Source organism: Rhizobium sp. WYJ-E13 (genome assembly GCF_018987265.1).
In the GTDB taxonomy this organism is placed as follows: Bacteria; Pseudomonadota; Alphaproteobacteria; order Rhizobiales; family Rhizobiaceae; genus Rhizobium.
The window spans coordinates 1819513-1837961 of sequence record NZ_CP076853.1 but is presented as its reverse complement, the minus strand read 5'-3'; the positions used below and the strand labels follow the sequence as shown (position 1 = coordinate 1837961).

The following is an 18449-nucleotide window of genomic DNA, read 5'->3' as shown; positions in this document are numbered from 1 at the left end:
AACCGACCGAAGCCGTCGCGCCTACAGCTTCACCGATGGTTCCCGCGCCCAGACGCGCAGCTTGCCGAGTTCGGCCGCGAAGGCCTTTGCGTCCTTGGCCGAGGCGAGTTCGATCGTGCCTTCATCGAGGTCTTCCACGCCGGCCTTCTTCATCAGGGCGAGGGCCGCAGCCGTGTATCCGATGAACTTGCAATGGGCGAAGGCATCGGCAACGAAATCGCGGGCGGCGGCTTCCTTGATGAGGTCGGCCAGCGCCTCCTCACCGGGAAGAACGGCGACGGCATCGTAGAGCACCGAGGGGCCGCCATCGATCATCTGCTGCGCCTCGAGGAAGGAGCCGTCGGACAGCGTCACGCCGCCCACTTTCGGAGCGATGACCTCGACAAGGCCCATTTCCCCGGTGATGGCGGTGCTGACAGCCTTCACCAGCGCCGCATCCGAACCATCGGTCACCAGCAGACCGAGCTTGCGGCCCTCGAAGCGCTTCGGCCCGCGCTCGATAATGCTGAGAGCCGGTGAGGGCGGCAGATCCTGCCGGGTCGGCATGGCGGCATCGGCCGGCTTGGGCATCTCCGCGATGCCGAGCGCAGCAGCCACCTTGTTCGCCAGCGTCTCGTCGATGTTGATGAGATGGGAGATCATCCGCTCGCGGATCACGGGCGTTTCCACCTTGCTGAGTTCGAAGGTCAGGGCCATGGCGATGTGGCGCTGCTCCGGCGGCGTCTGGCTGATGAAGAACTGGCGGGCCTGGCTGTAATGATCGGCGAAGCTTTCGGGGCGCAGGCGCACCTTCTGACCGTCCTCTTCGGAGGCGAAGGTGCGAAAGCCCTTGTCAGGGGCTTCCCGCGGCCCGAGCCCCCATGAATTTGGTTCGTAATTGGCGCGGCCGGCCGGATTGCGCATCGCCATATGCCCGTCCTGCTGAAAATGATGGAAGGGACATTTCGGCGCGTTGATCGGCAGATGCGTGAAGTTCGGGCTGCCGAGGCGCTTGAGCTGGGTGTCGAGGTAGGAGAAGTTGCGTCCCTGAAGCAGCGGATCGTTGGAAAAATCGATCCCGGGCGGCACGTTCTGCGTCATGAAGGCAACCTGCTCGGTCTCGGCAAAGAAGTTCTCCGGCATACGGTCCAGCACCAGGCGGCCGATGGGCTGCACGGGCAGGATTTCCTCGGGAATGATCTTTGTCGGGTCGAGCACGTCGAAATCGAACTCGTCTGCGAATGTCTGATCGAAGAGCTGAACGCAAAGCTCCCATTCCGGGAAGTTGCCGGACTGGATGGATTGCCAGAGATCGCGGCGGTGGAAATCCGGATCGGCGCCGTTGATCTTGACGGCTTCATTCGAGACGACGGACTGCAGCCCGAGCTTGGGCTTCCAGTGGAACTTGACGAAGGTGGACTGGCCGTCGGCATTGACGAAGCGGAAGGTGTGGACCCCGAAGCCTTCCATGAAACGGAAGGAGCGCGGGATGGCGCGGTCGGACATGACCCACATGATCATGTGCATGCTTTCCGGCGTCAGCGAGATGAAATCCCAGAAATTGTCATGGGCCGACTGGGCCTGCGGAAAGGCGCGGTCGGGCTCCGGTTTGACGGAGTGGATGATGTCGGGAAACTTGATGGCATCCTGGATGAAGAAGACGGGAATGTTGTTGCCGACGAGATCCCAGTTGCCTTCCTTCGTATAGATTTTCACGGCGAAGCCGCGCACGTCGCGCGCGAGGTCGAAGGAGCCCTTGCTGCCCGCCACGGTGGAGAAACGCACGAAGGCAGGCGTCTTCTCGCCGGGCCGCTGGAAGAGATCGGCCCTCGTGTATTTCGACAGGGATTCGTAGGTCTCGAAAAAGCCATGCGCGCCGTAACCGCGGGCATGGACCACGCGTTCGGGAATGCGCTCATGGTCGAAGTGGAAGATCTTTTCACGGAAATGAAAATCCTCCACCAGGGCCGGCCCGCGGGCTCCGACCCTCAGCGTGTTCTGATCGTCGGAGACGGGCGCGCCCTGGGCCGTGGTCAGGATGTCAGCGCCATCGGCCGCGGTCTGGTGAAGTTCGCCGCCATTGCCCCTGTGAAGCTGCTGGTCGTGAATGGTTACGCCATCAGGCGCGGCTGTTTTGCCGGTCTTGCGTGCCATGAGTTCCTCCCGTTGCTGGACGGGACTCAATGCCCCCGGCTGCTGATGGTTCCCGTCCGCAGGGCCTGAATCTCAAGGTTGTGCAAGCATGGTCTCGACGATCATGCCGAGCGCTGATCCGCCGGCCCTTCTGCGCGCGCCAGGTTCAACGCGCTGTTGATCAGTCCGATATGGCTGAAGGCTTGCGGGAAATTCCCCAGCATCCGCTTCGCGGCGGGATCGTATTCCTCCGCCAGCAGCCCGACATCGTTGCAGATATCAAGCAGCCGCTCGAAGAGTGTGAGCGCATCGTCGCGCCGTCCGATCATGTTGTAGGCGTCGACGAGCCAGAAGCTGCAGGCGAGGAAGGCGCCTTCGCCCGGCGGCAGGCCGTCATCCACCTCCTGCGTCTCGTAGCGCAGCAGCAGGCCGTCGCGCAGCAGCTTGCGCTCTACCATCTCCACGGTCGCGACATAGCGCGGATCGTCAGGCGCAATGAAGCCGACCATGCCGAGATGCAGCAGGCTGGCATCCATCGCGCTCGAGCCATAGGCCTGGGTGAAGCAGCCGAGCTCGGCATTGAAGGCCTTTTCACAGACCTCGGCATGGATGCGATCGGCGAGCGCGCGCCAGCGGGCGGCGGCTTCCGACTCGCCATCGGCCTCGGCGATCTGAACGGCGCGGTCGAAGGCCACCCAGGCCATGACCTTGGAATAGGTGAAATGCTGGCGCTGGCCGCGCACCTCCCATATGCCCTCGTCGGGTTCGACCCAGATCTTTTTCAGAAAGGGCAGAATGGCCCTCGCCAGTTCGCGCTCGCGCGGATGCGCCGGCAGGCCGCCCTTGCGGGCCTGCAGTATGGCGTCGGCCACCTCGCCATAGACATCGAGCTGCACCTGCTCGGCGGCGGCATTGCCGATGCGCACGGGTGCGGAGCCTTCATAGCCCTGCAGCCAGGGCACCTGCCATTCCAGCAGGTTGCGCTCGCCGGCCACGCCATACATGATCTGCATCTGTGCCGGTGCCCCGGCGACCGCGCGCAGCAGCCATCTGCGCCAGGCGGTGGCCTCCTCGTAATAGCCGAGCTTCATCAGGGCGAGCAGGGTCAGCGTCGCGTCGCGCAGCCAGCAATAGCGATAGTCCCAGTTGCGCGGCCCGCCGATCTTTTCGGGCAGGGACGTCGTGGCGGCCGCGACGATGCCGCCCGTCGGCATATAGGTCAGCGCCTTCAGCGTGATGAGGGAGCGCTTCACCTGCTCCGTCCACTTGCCCACCTTGGGGCATTTCGCGGCGAAGGATTGCCAGAATTCCTCCGTGTCCGGCAGCGCATATTCCACCTGCCGCGGCGCCGGCTGCGGAAGATGCGAGGGCGACCAGGTCAGCGTGAAGATCTGCTGTTCGCCGGCCGCGACCGAGAATGCGCCGACCGTGCTCAGCCCGCGGCCTTCGAGCGGCACGGCGCAGTTCAGGGTCAGCCTGTCAGGGCCGGCAATGGCGGTGATGCCGCCGTCCTCGCCATGCGTGACCCAGGGAACGGTCCGGCCGTAATCGAAGCGAAGGTTGAGCTCCATATCGAAGGCGACGCTGCCGCTCTTGGCCTCGACGATGCGCATCAGGTCGCTGGCGCCGTCGCGTAGCGGCATGAAGTCGGTCAGGACGGCGGTGCCGGTCTCGGTCTGGAATTCGGTTTCGAGGATAAGGGTGTCTTCGCGATAGCGGCGCGTGGTGCTGTATTTGCCGCCCGAGGGCGCAAGCGACCAGAAACCATTCTCCCTCGTGCCGAGCAGGGCGGCGAAACAGGCGGGCGAATCGAAGCGCGGAAAGCACAGCCAGTCGATCGAGCCGTTTCTGGACACGAGTGCCGCGGTTTCGCAATCGCCGATAAGGGCATAATCCTCGATAGGTGCCGTCACCATAGCCTCCTTCGCATGTAGCCGGGCTCTTAAGGTAGGGCTTGTGCGTGGAGGTCAACTGCGACGGGTTTCCGGTCGACCAGTCCTGCTACGCATCGTGACGTTTTGATGGATGGTGAGGACAACCCCCATCTCCGTCATTCCTGTCCTCGGGCTTGTTCCGGGGATCGTCACAGGAATCCAGCAGCCGCGTGTCCACGCGGCGAAAGAGTCCGGCCAACACCAATGTTAGAGAGTCAATTCGGCTTGCAGACGCAAGCCGGCTGGATTCCTGTGACATCCCTTGTGCTTGCACGAGGGCACAGGAATGACGGAGGGGAGGAGGTCGCTCTTTCAAAAGAAACCACCCGCCCTTACAGCAACAACCGCTCCAAACTGCCCCGATCCTTCACCCCATGCTGGTAGAAATGCAGGATCTGGATGGCCAGTTCCTCGCGTTCGCGGGCTGTGGAGATTTGCCTTGCCTCGCAGATATGGTCGTAGACGCTCTGGCAGAGCGCGACGTCCTCTTCCTGCAGCGGCGTCTGGCTCGCCGACATCTTTTCTCTGATCATCGAAACTCCCTCACGCGTCCCCACGGGGGAGGTTCTAGGGCGCAGATCGCGTTCTTCAACAAAAGAGAGATCACGTCATCGTGCAGCCCCGTCCGCCCAGGGGATTTTTTCAATGCCTGTTCACGATGTTACGCACGTAATAGCAACAGATCGGCGCTTGCTATATGGAAGGAGAAGGGCAGCCCGCGATCCAGACGTTTGGGCACCCCTTCTCCACTGGGTTTGCAGCATCCAGCGTGGAGCATTGTAGGCCGGAATAATAGAACCGTAATTTCACTTTTTAAATCGCGGCGAAATTATTTCAGTGTGTGCTTAATAAGTGCCCGGCGGTGCTTTCCGCCGGGCACTTATATTATTTCCTGCACAGTAAAAACGGTGATTTTGCTGGATTCTCCTGGGGTTAATACAGCTGCGTTCATCCATCTGCGCCTCGCACATCGTACCGGCTCCGCAAGGCCGGGATACCAAGATTGGGTGAGGGCGGATCCGCCGCCCGCTTCTTCCGCTTTTTTCGGCGCAAAGATATTATCGGCGTAGACGTCCCGATGCAGTTCGCAGCCGCAGGCCAGAAAGCGCCAGTGTCAGAAGGCAAAGGAGTGGACAGATGATTTTCCGGCAGCTTTTCGACAGTGTCTCCGGCACCTACACCTATCTCATCGCCTCCAGGCGCGGCGGCGAGGCGCTGATCATCGATCCCGTGCTGGAAAAGGTGGACCGCTACATGCAGCTCGTGCGCGAGCTGGACCTGAAGCTGGTGAAAGCCGTCGATACCCACCTCCATGCCGACCACATTACCGGCCTCGGCGCGCTGCGCGACCAGACGCATTGCATCACCGTGATGGGCGAGCAGACCAAGGCGGATGTCGTGGCCATGCGGGTTTCCGAAGGCGACCGCGTCACCATCGAGGGCATCAGCCTCGACGTGCTCTATACGCCCGGCCATACGGACGATTCCTATTCCTACCTGATGGGCGACCGCATCTTCACCGGCGACACGCTGCTCATCCGCGGCACCGGCCGCACCGACTTCCAGAACGGCGATCCGCGCGCCCAATATGACTCGATCTTCAACAAGCTGCTCCGCCTGCCGGAGGAAACGCTGCTCTTCCCCGCCCATGACTACAAGGGCGACACGGTCTCCACCATCGGTGAGGAAAAACGCTTCAACCCGCGCCTGCAGGTGAAATCGATCGACGAATATGTGGAGCTGATGAACAACCTGCACCTGCCCAACCCCAAGATGATGGACGTCGCCGTCCCCGCCAACATCCATATCGGGCTGCATCAGGAGGAGATTGCGCGCAAGGGCTGGGCGGTGAGCGCGAAGGATGCGCTTGATCTGCGCGGGCGGGCCGATGTCGTGATCGTGGACCTGAGGGAGAAGAACGAGCGGGAACGGCATGGGGTGATCCCGGGCGCGCTGCATGCGCCCTATGCGGATCTGCAGGAGAACCTGTCAGAGGGCGGGATGCTACATGAGCTGGCGGTGGCGACGGGGAAGAGGGTGGTGTTTTACTGTGCGTTCGGGGAGCGGTCGGCGATGGCTGTGCAGGCGGCGCAGGATGCCGGCGTGGGGACGGCGTGCCATATTGAGGGTGGGATTGATGCCTGGAAGAAGGCTGGAGGTGTGGTGGGCGAGTGAGGGGGAGATAGCAACCGCGATATCACGCTAAGTTGATGTCTGTTGGCTCGCGTCTCCCCAATTAATCGCTCACGCATGCGCTATGGGTAATCCCCCCGTTTTGAACGGGGCTTCGCAGTAGAATTCACGCGGCCATTTTCAGTTTCTGGGCGGGTGTGATGCCGCCGATGCCCATATTGGGCCGTTCGTTGTTGTAGGTCCATAGCCACTGCGTGGCGAATTCCTGCGCCTCCTCAATGCTTTCGATGATGTGTTGATCAAGCCATTCATGTCGGACGGTGCGGTTGTAGCGCTCGACATAGGCATTCTGTTGCGGCTTTCCGGGCTGAATGTGGCTCAAGGCAATTCCTTGCTTTTCGGCCCATTCCATCAGTTTGCCGCTGACATACTCAGGTCCGTTATCCACACGAATGGCGAATGGTCTGCCTCGCCATTCGATGATCTGGTTCAGGCTGCGGATGACGCGTTCAGCAGGCAGCGAAAAGTCCACCTCGATGCCCAGTCCCTCGCGGTTGAAGTCGTCCAGGACATTCAACAGTCGGAATTGCCGACCATCCTCCAAACGATCCGCCATGAAATCCATTGACCAGACCAGGTTAGGCGCATCCGGCACAGTCAGAGCGTCGGGTTTGTCCCGCCTCAAACGCTTGCGTGGCTTGATCCTGAGGTTTAACTCCAGCTCGCGGTAGATGCGGTAGACGCGCTTGTGGTTCCAGCGATGTCCTCGGACATTCCGCAGGTATAGAAAGCACAGGCCAAAGCCCCAGGTCTTCTTTGCCCGCGTCAGCCCGATCAGGAGATCGGCGATCTGCTCGTTCTCGTCGTTCAGCTTGGCGCTGTAACGATAGCAGGTCTCGCTGACCTCGAAGGTGCGGCAGGCAAGTGCAATGCTCACCCCGCGCAACGCCACAGCTTTCCCGGCCATCTCTCGGCGTTGAGATGGCCGTGTCATTTTTTTCCCAAAGCCTCCTTCAGCAGTTCCGCCTGCATGCTCATCTCCGCATACATCTTCTTCAGCCGACGGTTCTCATCCTCCAGAGCCTTCATCTGGCTGATCATAGAGGCGTCCATACCGCCATACTTCGAACGCCACTTGTAAAAGGAGGCGGTGCTCATTCCATGTTCCCGGCATAACTCCGGCACCGCAACGCCGCCTTCTGCCTGGCGCAGGATGGCAAGGATTTGGGGTTCGCTAAATCTGCTCGTCTTCATCAAAATCTCCTCGTTCATAAAGCCCGAGAAAATTCTACTTTTGAAGCCCGTTAATTGGCGGGGGGATTACCTATGGAACGCGAGATGAAGCAAGAAATTCGGCCAACGCCGCAGCTCTCTTGTCGCGGTCATGTCCCAATCTTATTCCGGTAACCTTTATAAGATTGGCTGGTTCGGCATACCAAGGAAGAGAAGTTTCAAACAATTCTGCACGATCAACGTATCGCCTGAGCGTTGGCGCAGTTGCTATTCGCTCAAGAAGTTTTTCGCGCGCTTCATGTTCTGTTCGATAAATTGTCTCCTCAATATATTCAATTCTTCCGGACTTAGGGTGTGTTATGCCTCCGGTTCGTAACACATTGTCTCTGAGGTAGCTGTTTAGGAAATGGAAATCGCAAACTAGGCAGTTATGAAACCTCCGCGAGAATCCAAAACCTTGGTTGGTCAACACAAGAGGTGCGTATTCAAGTTCTCTTGCATCCTTAATGCCAAACTCGTCCATGTATCTATGGATGTTTTCGGAGAGCCATTTTGCCTTTCTAATCGCTTGTTTAGACGCGTCCTCTAACTTGTTCTGATAGCGATATTGCTCGATAGGTTCCGCCGGCGTTAGCAAGCATTTTACTTCAATCACGCAAATAAGATTACCTATGCGAAACAGCGCATCTATATCGCCGATTGTTTTATCATCTGGTTTTATGGGATCGCGAATGCAGAAGACGTCCTGGAGCAAAGCGTTTTCGTCGATGCTGCCAGATAATTGTTCGCGAACATAAGCCTCATAAGTATTCCCTCGCTTTGAATCGGAAAGATGGTCGCTTAATCCCCCGCGCTCTAGCCATTGTTCAACTCTTCGGATCGGGTTGCCAATCTCAAGCGGTGATCGGCACATCATTACGTAGTCTTGTTCCGGTATTTTAATCAGCGGCATCGACCAGACGCCCCTCCGAAAATCTGTACCGTCGTAAATCAGGAAATTCAGTATTCGATCGACATCCTCCAATGACCGGTTGCAGCAAGTTGAAAGACTGCGCGCTAGGTCTGCGCGACTGCAGACCAGTGCCCATTCGCGAAGCGTGGAAGAATTTACTGGGCGCTTTTCCGAACAACGATTTGCAAGTACAGCGCAAGCATCGACAATCACACACCAAACGTCCTGGAGGTCGCTGCAGGAAAAACCAAGTTTCGGAAGTGGCGTATCCAGAAACATGGCCACGTAGGAGTTCTCAACACCACCTTGCCACATGTGCCTCTGTATATGGGAGGCCAATTTCTCTGACGTTCGTCCCGTAACAAAACGTCGTTTTTGACCAGGGCGATCTTCTTGACCAGTGATAGTAATGCTAGAGCTTCGTTCCGATTTGTGCCCCGCATTTTTCGCAATCTGCTCGATCGCAATATTGCTAAAGCTGTTTTGACTAGACAACGATTGCTGTCGCCAGAGCCATGCGTGGCGCAAAATCTCCGCGGCTTTGTCGTATGGTGCGAAATGTAATCCGTCATCTGAATCATCGAACCGCCAGTCTAGCCACAGACTTTGCTGCCAGAGTTTTGTTAGCGTACGCTCCAATGAAAATGCTGCTAGCGATGTTGAGCCTAAGTTCGCTAAATCAGCATTTCGGGAAGCTGAATTCTCAGGGACTTGGGCCGCTTGGTATAGCCATACAGGTAGGGTATCTATAAGGGCATCATTGATGTCGTCGACGGGCAGGCTACTTCCTGGCAGGCCCAGCGGAATCGGTCGCTGACTCGCGTATTGCATATCAACATAATCTTGCCTCCCGTCCTCTACCCTCTTTCGAGTCAATATTTTCTGTAGCTTTGCGTACTCCCGATTAACTACGGCAACAGCAAGCGTTACCGCATCTCTCTGACTAAGTTGCCGAAGTATGTGGTCAGTGCCACCGCGCAATAAGCGAATTTCCGTGCCAAACCGTATAGCAGAGGACACAAGTGCTATATCTCTATCGGTGGGATCTTTTATCTCTTTAAGTGCTTGCTGCCAGTCTTTGGCGCTATACGCCCGGGCGGTTGGATGCTTGAGGGCATCTCCATTTCTGCTAGTTGCTCTGGCATGGATTATTGATCTGTTATCAGACATGATGCCTACCATTGTGAATATCAAAGCAAAACAATCATATAGTCTGATGATTGATGGCTCGTAAAAGTAGTGGCGCATTGTCCTCGTGTATTGCAGATTTAAATGCACTGTCCGGTGGCGGATAGCAGTCAGGGTCCCTAACCCAATGTCCAATAAATCCACCCCCGAAGCCCTGAGCCAGCGCATCCACGCCCGCCTTCTCGCCCGCAGCCAAGGCCCGGCATGGAGCACCATCTCCGTCCACCTTCTCTCCCATCAGCCGCTGGAAACCAACCTCCTCGTGCCAGCCGTCGCCGAACCGCTCCTGGTCTGGATCGTCTCCGGCTCGGCGCGCGTCGAGGAGCGCGACATCGGCGGCGAATGGATGTCCGTGGAGGTCTCCGCCGGCGACTTTTATCTGACGCAGAGCGAGACGCCCTATGAGCTGAGGTGGGAGACGAGCGCCGGCGAGGCGCTTTGCGTCATGCATCTCTATCTCGGGCTGCCGATCTATCAGCGGGCGATAGCGGAGGTTTTGGGCGCCGAGGGCGCGGAGCGGTTTCGGCTGGCGGATGTTTCGGGGGCGCGCGACGAGGCGATTTCGGGGTTGATGGGGATGATCCTGAAAGAGTTGACGGAGGCGGCCGAGCCCAGCGAAATGGCGGTGCAGGGCATTGCGCAGGCGCTCGCCGTCCATCTCGTGCGGCATTACGGCAGGCGGGATGGCGCAGCACCCGCCCGGCGCGGGGCGCTGCCGGCCTTCAAGCTGCAGAAGGTGGTGCGGATGATGGAGGCGGGGCTCGACCGGGCCTTCAATCTCGAAAGCCTCGCTGCCGAGGCCGAGCTCAGCCCCTTTCATTTTTCCCGCGTCTTCAAGCAATCGACCGGTTCTTCGCCATCGGATTATTTCATCCAGCTGAGGATGGCTGAGGCGCGCCGGCTGCTGCGCGAGACGGATGCCAGCATCATCCAGATCGCGCTCGATCTCGGCTATTCCAGCCCCAGCCATTTCGCGCAGGTGTTCCGCCGGCAGGTGGGCGTCAGCCCGCGCGACTATCGCGGGTAGGCTCTTTTTTGCGCAATTCCGGACGCAAAATCGCTGCACAGTTTTGCAGGAATTGCTTTCTTTCACAGCAAATCCGCGACAGTTCCAGCAAGCGGCCGAGCGAAGGCCTCGTGTGATTTTTCTAGTTTGTTCCCGTCGAAACCAACCGTCTCAGGGACGGCAATGAAAGGGAATGACCATGTCAATCCAAGGAAAAACCGCTCTCATCACCGGTGCGTCGAGCGGGATCGGCGCTGCCACGGCACTCAAGCTCGCGGCCAATGGCGCCAAGGTCGGGCTTGCCGCGCGTCGCACTGGGCGGCTGGAAGAGCTTGTTTCGCAGATCAGCCGGGCCGGTGGGCAGGCGATCGCGCTGGAAATGGATGTCGTCGAAGTCGCCTCCGTCGAGGCGGGCGTTTCCAGGCTCGCCGAGGCCTTCGGCAGTGTCGATATCCTCTTCAACAATGCCGGTCTCATGCCGCTGTCGGATATCGAGGCGCTGAAGACGGAGGAATGGCACCGGATGGTGGACGTCAATATCAAGGGCGTGCTGAACACCACGGCCGCCGTGCTGCCGCATATGATCGGCCAGAAATCCGGGCATATCGTCAACACATCATCGATTGCCGGCCGCAAGGTCTTTGCGGGGCTTACGGTCTATTGCGCGACGAAACATGCGATCACGGCGCTGTCGGACGGCATGCGCATGGAGCTCGGCAAGAAGCACAATATCCGCGTGACCTGCGTGCAGCCGGGCGCTGTCGATACCGAACTCTACGACCAGATCTCCGATCCGGCGGTGCGCCAGCAGATGGAAGACCTGAAGACGCAGATGGAATTCCTGAGGGGCGAGGATATCGCCGAGACGGTTCTGTTTGCGGTGCAGTCGCCTGATCATATGGATATTGCCGAGGTGTTTATGATGCCGACGCAGCAGGCCTGGTGATTAGGGCGCAGTCTTGACCTTTGCATAAGGCCGGTGTCGCGGGTTCGCGGCATCGGCTGTGGATTTCAGTGTATCGCGGATATTATTCTCGTAATATTTGTAGGAAATATTGTGTGCCTTGTACTTTGCTTTTTTTGGAGATTGAACTTGATAAGGACGCCTTTACTTCTCTGTGCCGCCGCGATGACACTGGCTGGCTGCCAGACGCCAGCACCACAATCCGTTCTGGATTCGCAGCGTCCTCCGTCCAGCTCGGTTAAACGCGAGTATGTGGATGCCCTGCGCGGAACCATCAAACCGGGATATTTCGTGAAGGCCGAGATTTCGAGCGTGGTGCTGCTCGATCCTGAAAAGCAGGTCTACGCTTATTGCACGCGGACGGCGGAGCGTGCCAACCCGAACTGGTCCTATATCGACCTGACCCTAGAGCATAACATGATCATGGGCCTCTCAAAGAATGACTACCGTTGCCGCGATGAGCGGCTGCGTTACTACGATTTTCCCGAGCTGCGGAACATGAAGTACTGACAGAGCCGGCTTCGGCCGCCAATACGGGCAGGCGGCGCTAAATCCGTCTTACGCGCTGCCTCGCACCGCCCAGGCGATACTCTCAAACCCACGCGGCCCATCCGCAGACCTGCCATCCAGATAGGCCGCCTTCAGCGCCTCCCGCAGCCGATCCCGTCTTGCTTCCGGCAACCCCTCGAAAAACGCCGCAAACCGTCCCTGCCCATAGACCTTCGGCAGGTAGAAATCGTCGAAATCGGCGTAATCCATCATGATCGTCAGCCGTGCCTCGGTGACATCGGCAAAGCCGGCATTCGCAAAGAGCGCCCGCAGTTCACCCTCTGATGTCATCGGTCGCGGGCCTGACGGAATGCCGTTGCCTTCGGCTGCGGGTTCGACGGCGCGGATCGTGTTCCAGAAGAGGCGCCAGCTCGGCATTCCGTCATGGGACCAGACGGCGGCGGCTGCGGTGGCGCCGGGCTTCAGGACGCGGCGCATTTCGGTGATGGCCTTGTCGGCATCGGAGACGAAGTGGAGGACGAGCAGGGAATAGGCGGCGTCGAAGCTATTGTCGTCATAGGGCAGGGCGCAGACGTCGCCCTGGCGGGCCGATATCCTCGGGTCATCGGCGCGGGCGCGGAGTGCCGTGACGAAATTTTCCTCGAAATCCAGGGCTTCGATGGCAGTGAGTTCGGGGTGGGTTGATAGCGCCAATGTCAGGCTGCCGGTGCCGCAGCCGGCGTCCAGCACGCGGCCGTGGGGCGGTATGCCGGCGAAGGCGAGGAAGGGGTCGGCGAGGCGGCGGCTCCAACGGCCCATGCTGGCTTCATAGGCTTCGGCGCCCTTGGCGATGAAGGTGGATGGCATTGGGCTTCCCCGGCTGATGTGCTTGTGCCGGGCGGATATAGGGCGGATGGGGGTGGCGTCTATTGGGTGGGGGCGATTGGCGTTTTCGGGCGCGGCACCCCCCTCTGGCCTGCCGGCCATCTCCCCCCACAGGTGGGGGAGAAACGCTGGGCGCACCGGCTTCCCCAAACAACCAGCGTTGCAGCTTCACGAAACGGTAGGGAGACGCGAAGGTCAGGCGGTTTGTTGTCTCCCCCACCTGTGGGGGGAGATGGCCGGCAGGCCAGGGGGGGGTGTCCAGCACTCCAAGCCCAAATGAACCAGCCTCAAAAACAAAAACTCCCGGGCTCTGGGTCGGAGCCCGGGAGGCATTCGCGCACCGGTCGGCGGTCAGGAGTGGATGGCCGGCGCGGTTGGCGGGGTTTCTGTGGCAGGCGTCGTTTCCTCCTCAGCGACCGGCCGCCTCGTGCGCATCAGCTTCAGCACAAACACGAAAAACGCCGGGACGAAGAAGATGGCAAGCACGGTGGCGGAGATCATGCCGCCGAGGACGCCGGTGCCGATGGCGTTCTGGCTGGCGGCGCTCGGGCCGGTCGCGATTGCCAGCGGCACGACGCCGAGGGTGAAGGCTAGCGAGGTCATGATGATCGGGCGGAAGCGGACGCGGGCGGCTTCTATCGCCGATTCCAGCAGGGATTTGCCTTCAGCGTAATAATCCTTGGCGAATTCGACGATCAGGATGGCGTTCTTGGCCGAGAGGCCGATGATCGCGATAAGACCCACCTTGAAGTAGATGTCGTTGGGCATATCGCGCAGCATCACCGCCGCGACCGAGCCGATGACGCCGAGGGGAACCACGAGCATCACCGAGAGCGGGATCGACCAGCTTTCGTAGAGACCTGCCAGAAGCAGGAAGACGAAGAGGATCGACAGGCCGAAGAGGAAGGGCGCCTGGCTGCCGGAGGTGATTTCTTCCGCCGACTGGCCGGACCATTCGAAGCCGAAACCATCCGGCAGCTGGGAAGCCAGACGCTCCATTTCGGCGATTGCCGCACCTGACGATTGGCCGGGCGCCGGGGCGCCGGAGATGCGCACGGTTGGATAGCCGTTATAGCCGACGATCTGCGGCGCGCCCTTCTGCCATTGGGCTATGGCGAAGGAGGAGAGCGGCACCATGCCGCCGCTCGCATTGCGCACGTTGATCTTCATCACGTCGTCGATCTGCAGGCGTGAGCGATCATCGGCCTGGACGATGACGCGCTGCATGCGGCCGGTATTCGGGTAGTCGTTGATATAGGACGAGCCGAGATTGGCGGTGATGGCGTTGTTGATGTCGGCAAAGGAGATGCCGAAGGTGTTGGCCTTTTCGCGGTCGATCACCATCAGCACCTGGGCGGCATCCGGCATGCCTTCGACGCGCATGCCCGTCAGAACGGGGCTCTTGCCCGCCATCTGCATCAGCTGGCCGGCCGCCTCTACAAGCGCCGTCTGGCCCTTGCCGCCGCGGTCCTGCAGGCGGAAGGAGAAGCCGCCGGTTGCGCCGAAGCCTTCGATCGGCGGTGGCGAGAGCGCGAAGGTGGTGGCATCCTTCAGGGCGAAGAGCTGGCCGTTCACGCGATTGGCGATTTCCTGCACGGTATTGCCGGGGCCGCGGTCTGCCCAGTCCTTCAAGGTGACGAAGGCGAGGGCGGCATTGGCGCCGTTGCCCGAGAAGGAGAAGCCCTGGATCGCGACGATGTTTTCGACGGCCGGTTCGGAGCGGAAGATCGCCTCAACCTGCTTGATGGATTCGATCGTGCGGTTGGCGCTCGCTTCCGGCGGTCCCTGGATATCGACGATCATGTAGCCCTGGTCTTCATCGGGCACGAAAGCCGTCGGCAGGTTGATGAAGAGATAGCCGAGGCCGACGACGAGGGCGAGATAGACGATCATCATGCGCCCGGCGCGGCGGGCCATACCCGTCACCGTCTTCGAATAGCCCGACGTGATGCGCTCGAAATTGCGGTTGAACCAGCCGCCGATGCCGCGCTTGTGGTGATGGCCCTGCTTGATCGGCTTCAGGAATGTGGCGCAGAGCGCCGGCGTCAGCGACAGCGCCAGGAAGGCCGAAAACAGGATCGAGACGACCATGGTCAGCGAGAACTGGCGGTAGATGATGCCAGTCGAGCCGGGGAAGAAGGCCATGGGAATGAAGACGCAGGAGAGAACCAGCGTGATGCCCAGGATGGCGCCGGTGATCTGGCTCATCGCCTTCTGGGCGGCCGCCTTGGGCGACAGCCCTTCCTCGGCCATGATGCGCTCGACATTTTCGACGACGACGATCGCGTCATCGACGAGGATGCCGATCGCGAGCACCATGGCGAACATGGTGAGTACGTTGATCGAAAAGCCGGTCGCATACATGACCGCGCAGGTGCCGAGCAGCGCCACCGGCACGACGAGGGTCGGGATGACCGTGTAGCGGAAATTCTGCAGGAAGATGAACATGACCACGAAGACGAGGGCGACAGCCTCGACCAGCGTGTGGATGACCTTCTCGATCGAGGCCGAGACGAAGGGGCTGGTATCGTAGGGAACGGAATATTCGATGCCGGACGGGAAGAAGCGGGAGAGCTCCTTCATCTTCGCGTTGACGGCATTGGAGACGGCCACGGCGTTACCCGTCGACGAGAGCTGGATGGCGATCGCCGCGCTCGGCTGGCCGTTCAGGCGGCTCGTAAAGTTATAGGATTCCGCGCCCTGTTCGACGCGGGCGACATCCTTCAGGCGCACGGTGGAGCCATCGGCATTGGCGCGCAGGATGATCTCACCGAATTGCTGCGGCGTCTGCAACTGGCCCTGAACGAGCACGGTTGCCGTCAGGTCCTGGGTGACCGGGTTCGGCGCGGCGCCGATCTGGCCGGCGGCCACCTGGGCATTCTGGGCGGTGATGGCGGCGTTGATGTCGTCGGTCGTCAGGTTGAGGCCGACCATCTTGTCCGGGTCGATCCAGACGCGCAGCGCCCGCTGGGCGGCAAAGAGCTGGGCGCGGCCGACGCCATCAATGCGGCGCAGCTCGCCGATGATGTTGCGGGTGATGTAATCGCCGAGCGCCACTTCATCGCGGGTGCCATCTGTCGAGGTCAGCGAGATAAACATCAGGAAGCCGGAGCTTGCTTCTTCCACGTTGATGCCCTGCGAGCGCACGGTGGCGGGCAGGCGGGCTTCGACGCGGCGGATGGCGTTCTGCACATCGACGGAGGCCTGGTCGATATCGGTGCCGGCGCGGAAGGTGGCGTTGATGCTGACCGAGCCGGAATTGTCCGAGGTCGATTCGAAATACATCAGGCCTTCGACGCCGTTCAGCTCATCCTCGATCTGGCGGGTGACACCCTGATAGATTTCCTGCGGCGAGGCGCCGGGATAGGAGGTGGAGATCGAAAGCTGCGGCGGGGCGACCTTCGGATATTGCGAGACCGGCAGGAAGGGGATCGCGATGATACCGGCAATCGAAATGAACAATGCGAAGACCCAGGCCAGGATCGGCCTGCGAATGAAGAATTGTGCCATGAGTTCTTACTCCGCAGGCTTCGTGGGGGCCGGGATGGAGGCGTCTGCCGTCGCATCCGGCTTCCAGGGTTCGGGCACGACGGTGACGCCGGGCTGCACCTTCTGCACGCCATCGGCGATCACGGTTTCACCGGGCTTCAGGCCCGTTTCCACGACCCATTCGGAGCCGAGAACCTGGCCGAGCGTGACGGGGCGCAGCTCCGCCTTGTTGCCTTCGGCGAGCACATAGACCTGCGCCTGGCCGGCCTCGTTGCGGGTCACCGCGCGCTGCGGCACGGTCAGCGCATCCTGGCGCACGGCCTGTTCGATGCGCACGCGCACATACATGCCGGGCAGGAGATCGCCATGCTTGTTGGGGAATTCGGCGCGCAGCGTCACCTGTCCGGTATTGGGGTCGACATTGGCGCTGGCAAACAGCAGCCGGCCGGGTTCGGCATAGAGGCTGCCATCGTCGAAGACGAGCTCGACGCGGGCTTCGCCGGGTGCGGCACTCTCCAGCTTGCCCTCGGCCACTGCGCGTTTCAGGTTCAGGAGATCCTGGGCCGACTGGGTGAAGTCGGCATAGACGGGGTCGATCTGCTGGATCAGCGCCAGGTTGGAGGTGCCGTCGGCGGTCACCAGCGCGCCTTCGGTGACCAGCGCGCCGCCGATGATGCCGGTAATGGGCGCGCGGACTTCGGTATAGTCAAGATTGATCTTGGCTTCGTCGAGGCCGGCTTCGGCGCTTGCGACATCCGCATCGGCCTGGGCGACGGCGACGGCCGCCGTATCGTAATCGATGCCGGTCGCGATATTGCGTTCCCTAAGGCTCTGCTGGCGCTCCAGCTGCAGGCGGGCATTCTGCTGGGTGGCCTTGGCGCGCTGCAGCGTCGCTTCGGCAGAGGCGACGCGGACGCGGAAGAGGCGCGGATCGATGCGGTAGAGCACGTCGCCCTGCTTGACGAGCGTGCCCTGTTCAAAGACGCGCTCCTGCAGGATGCCGGACACGCGGGCGCGCACTTCCGAAACGCGGGTTGCGGCAATGCGGCCCGGCAATTCGTTGATCACGGGCACGGCATGGGCCTTCATCTCGACCACGCCGACGGCCGCCGGCGGCATCTGCATGCCTTCCTGAGCGAGCGTCTGCCCGGCGGCGAGTACGAGAAGGGTGGTGGCCGCCATCATCGCCTTCAGGCGCGGCAGTCTGGTATTGCGCAACATGAATATATCCCTTTTTGGCCGCCCCGGCGGCTTGCTAGGTTATTGCTTTGGTTTCTTCGTCTTCACGCAATTCCGGACGGAAAACCGTTTCACACTTTTCCTGGAATTGCTTAGAGTAATGTCGTTTCCAGCTTTTCAAGTCTTCGTGTCAGGCGGCTCGGGGAAGGTCGTGTAGACCTTGCGGATATCCTCGAGCAGTTCCTGTCGTTCCGGGCCGCTCCAGCGGTGGAAATCGAAGAGTTCGGTACAGTAGAAGCCGGTCAGCGCCAGATAGGCCATCAGCGCCGCCCGCGGTTTCGCCCCGGCGGTCATGGCCGCCAGATCGTCGAGCACCCATTTGCGGATGATCTGCTGCAGATTTTCCTCGCTCGACATCGACGCGCTGATCGCCATGGCGACGGCCCGGTCGGTATCGTCGAGCGTCTTGTCTGCAGCGGCTATGCGGCCGTAAAGCTCCGGGTGAGGGGTGTCCGCACTCGCCTTCACGCACTTTTCCATATGGGCAATATCGGCCCCGACGCGGCGGTCCACCAGCGCTTCCAGAAGGGCGCTCTTGGTCTTGTGGTCGTAGACGACGCGCGACTTGCTGACGCCCGCTTCCCTGGCGACGGCATCGATCGAAAGCCCCGTCGCACCTGATCGTACGACGACGCGCTCGGCAGCGTCGAGAATATCGTCAGTGGTGATCTTGCGCGTTCGCGTCACGGCTATGGTTCCCGGTTTCGCAAAAAAAATACGAACGTTCGGATTTAAATGCAAGCGGTTTTGTTTTGGATGCTGAGGCGCTGATAGGCATGGCTTTTCGCAGTGCCGCCCACTATGGTTCGGGCGTGAACACAGGGG

13 protein-coding genes are annotated in these 18449 nt (G+C 60.5%); 4 read left to right on the top strand and 9 right to left on the bottom strand.

Annotated features, from left to right (window positions below):
* Nucleotides 1–21 precede the first annotated feature (21 nt).
* The 3 genes from KQ933_RS09210 to KQ933_RS09200 all read right to left on the bottom strand — a co-directional run bounded on the left by KQ933_RS09210 (nt 22) and on the right by KQ933_RS09200 (nt 4579).
* Nucleotides 22–2133, bottom strand: a complete 2112-nt coding sequence (locus KQ933_RS09210) for a catalase (protein WP_216758485.1) — start codon at nt 2131–2133, stop codon at nt 22–24.
* Between the two features lie 101 nt (nt 2134–2234).
* Nucleotides 2235–4025, bottom strand: a complete 1791-nt coding sequence (locus tag KQ933_RS09205) for a glycoside hydrolase family 15 protein (RefSeq protein WP_216758484.1) — start codon at nt 4023–4025, stop codon at nt 2235–2237.
* A gap of 353 nt (nt 4026–4378) precedes the next feature.
* Nucleotides 4379–4579, bottom strand: a complete 201-nt coding sequence (locus KQ933_RS09200; protein ID WP_216758483.1) for a hypothetical protein — start codon at nt 4577–4579, stop codon at nt 4379–4381.
* 604 nt (nt 4580–5183) lie between these two features.
* On the opposite strand from KQ933_RS09200, the gene KQ933_RS09195 reads away from it, so the two are divergent.
* A complete protein-coding gene (locus KQ933_RS09195; RefSeq protein ID WP_216758482.1) occupies nt 5184–6221 on the top strand; it encodes an MBL fold metallo-hydrolase in 1038 nt (345 codons plus the stop codon).
* Nucleotides 6222–6345: 124 nt separating this feature from the next.
* Here the strand turns inward: KQ933_RS09195 and KQ933_RS09190 are convergent.
* Nucleotides 6346–7433 (bottom strand): IS3 family transposase gene (locus tag KQ933_RS09190; protein ID WP_216758481.1). Its coding sequence is split into 2 segments (ribosomal slippage): nt 6346–7184 and nt 7184–7433, totalling 1089 coding nucleotides; the frame shifts between segments, so codons are not numbered across the junction.
* Between the two features lie 70 nt (nt 7434–7503).
* Entirely contained in the window at nt 7504–9534 is a 2031-nt protein-coding gene (locus KQ933_RS09185) for a hypothetical protein (RefSeq protein ID WP_216758480.1), read from the bottom strand.
* Nucleotides 9535–9679: 145 nt separating this feature from the next.
* On the opposite strand from KQ933_RS09185, the gene KQ933_RS09180 reads away from it, so the two are divergent.
* The 3 genes from KQ933_RS09180 to KQ933_RS09170 all read left to right on the top strand — a co-directional run bounded on the left by KQ933_RS09180 (nt 9680) and on the right by KQ933_RS09170 (nt 12032).
* Nucleotides 9680–10579, top strand: a complete 900-nt coding sequence (locus tag KQ933_RS09180) for a helix-turn-helix domain-containing protein (RefSeq protein WP_216758479.1) — start codon at nt 9680–9682, stop codon at nt 10577–10579.
* 172 nt (nt 10580–10751) lie between these two features.
* Entirely contained in the window at nt 10752–11504 is a 753-nt protein-coding gene (locus tag KQ933_RS09175; RefSeq protein ID WP_216758478.1) for an SDR family oxidoreductase, read from the top strand.
* A 183-nt stretch (nt 11505–11687) separates the two neighbouring features.
* Entirely contained in the window at nt 11688–12032 is a 345-nt protein-coding gene (locus tag KQ933_RS09170) for a hypothetical protein (protein ID WP_216758857.1), read from the top strand.
* 48 nt (nt 12033–12080) lie between these two features.
* Here KQ933_RS09170 and KQ933_RS09165 read toward each other — a convergent pair whose 3' ends face one another.
* The 4 genes from KQ933_RS09165 to KQ933_RS09150 all read right to left on the bottom strand — a co-directional run bounded on the left by KQ933_RS09165 (nt 12081) and on the right by KQ933_RS09150 (nt 18311).
* Complete coding sequence (locus tag KQ933_RS09165; protein WP_216758477.1) at nt 12081–12878, bottom strand: class I SAM-dependent methyltransferase; 798 nt, start codon at nt 12876–12878, stop codon at nt 12081–12083.
* Nucleotides 12879–13247: 369 nt separating this feature from the next.
* Nucleotides 13248–16406 (bottom strand): efflux RND transporter permease subunit, encoded by a 3159-nt coding sequence (locus KQ933_RS09160; RefSeq protein WP_216758476.1) that lies wholly within the window; start codon nt 16404–16406, stop codon nt 13248–13250.
* A gap of 6 nt (nt 16407–16412) precedes the next feature.
* Entirely contained in the window at nt 16413–17570 is a 1158-nt protein-coding gene (locus KQ933_RS09155; RefSeq protein WP_253958323.1) for an efflux RND transporter periplasmic adaptor subunit, read from the bottom strand.
* Between the two features lie 171 nt (nt 17571–17741).
* A complete protein-coding gene (locus tag KQ933_RS09150) occupies nt 17742–18311 on the bottom strand; it encodes a TetR/AcrR family transcriptional regulator (RefSeq protein WP_216758474.1) in 570 nt (189 codons plus the stop codon).
* Nucleotides 18312–18449 lie beyond the last annotated feature (138 nt).

Coding starts and splice junctions, on each gene's coding strand:
- KQ933_RS09195 (WP_216758482.1), top strand. CDS start 5,184: ATGATTTTCCGGCAGCTTTTCGACAGTGTCTCCGGCACCTACACCTAT.
- KQ933_RS09175 (WP_216758478.1), top strand. CDS start 10,752: ATGACCATGTCAATCCAAGGAAAAACCGCTCTCATCACCGGTGCGTCG.
- KQ933_RS09155 (WP_253958323.1), bottom strand. CDS start 17,570: ATGATGGCGGCCACCACCCTTCTCGTACTCGCCGCCGGGCAGACGCTC.
- KQ933_RS09165 (WP_216758477.1), bottom strand. CDS start 12,878: ATGCCATCCACCTTCATCGCCAAGGGCGCCGAAGCCTATGAAGCCAGC.
- KQ933_RS09170 (WP_216758857.1), top strand. CDS start 11,688: ATGACACTGGCTGGCTGCCAGACGCCAGCACCACAATCCGTTCTGGAT.
- KQ933_RS09180 (WP_216758479.1), top strand. CDS start 9,680: ATGTCCAATAAATCCACCCCCGAAGCCCTGAGCCAGCGCATCCACGCC.
- KQ933_RS09210 (WP_216758485.1), bottom strand. CDS start 2,133: ATGGCACGCAAGACCGGCAAAACAGCCGCGCCTGATGGCGTAACCATT.
- KQ933_RS09160 (WP_216758476.1), bottom strand. CDS start 16,406: ATGGCACAATTCTTCATTCGCAGGCCGATCCTGGCCTGGGTCTTCGCA.
- KQ933_RS09200 (WP_216758483.1), bottom strand. CDS start 4,579: ATGATCAGAGAAAAGATGTCGGCGAGCCAGACGCCGCTGCAGGAAGAG.
- KQ933_RS09185 (WP_216758480.1), bottom strand. CDS start 9,534: ATGTCTGATAACAGATCAATAATCCATGCCAGAGCAACTAGCAGAAAT.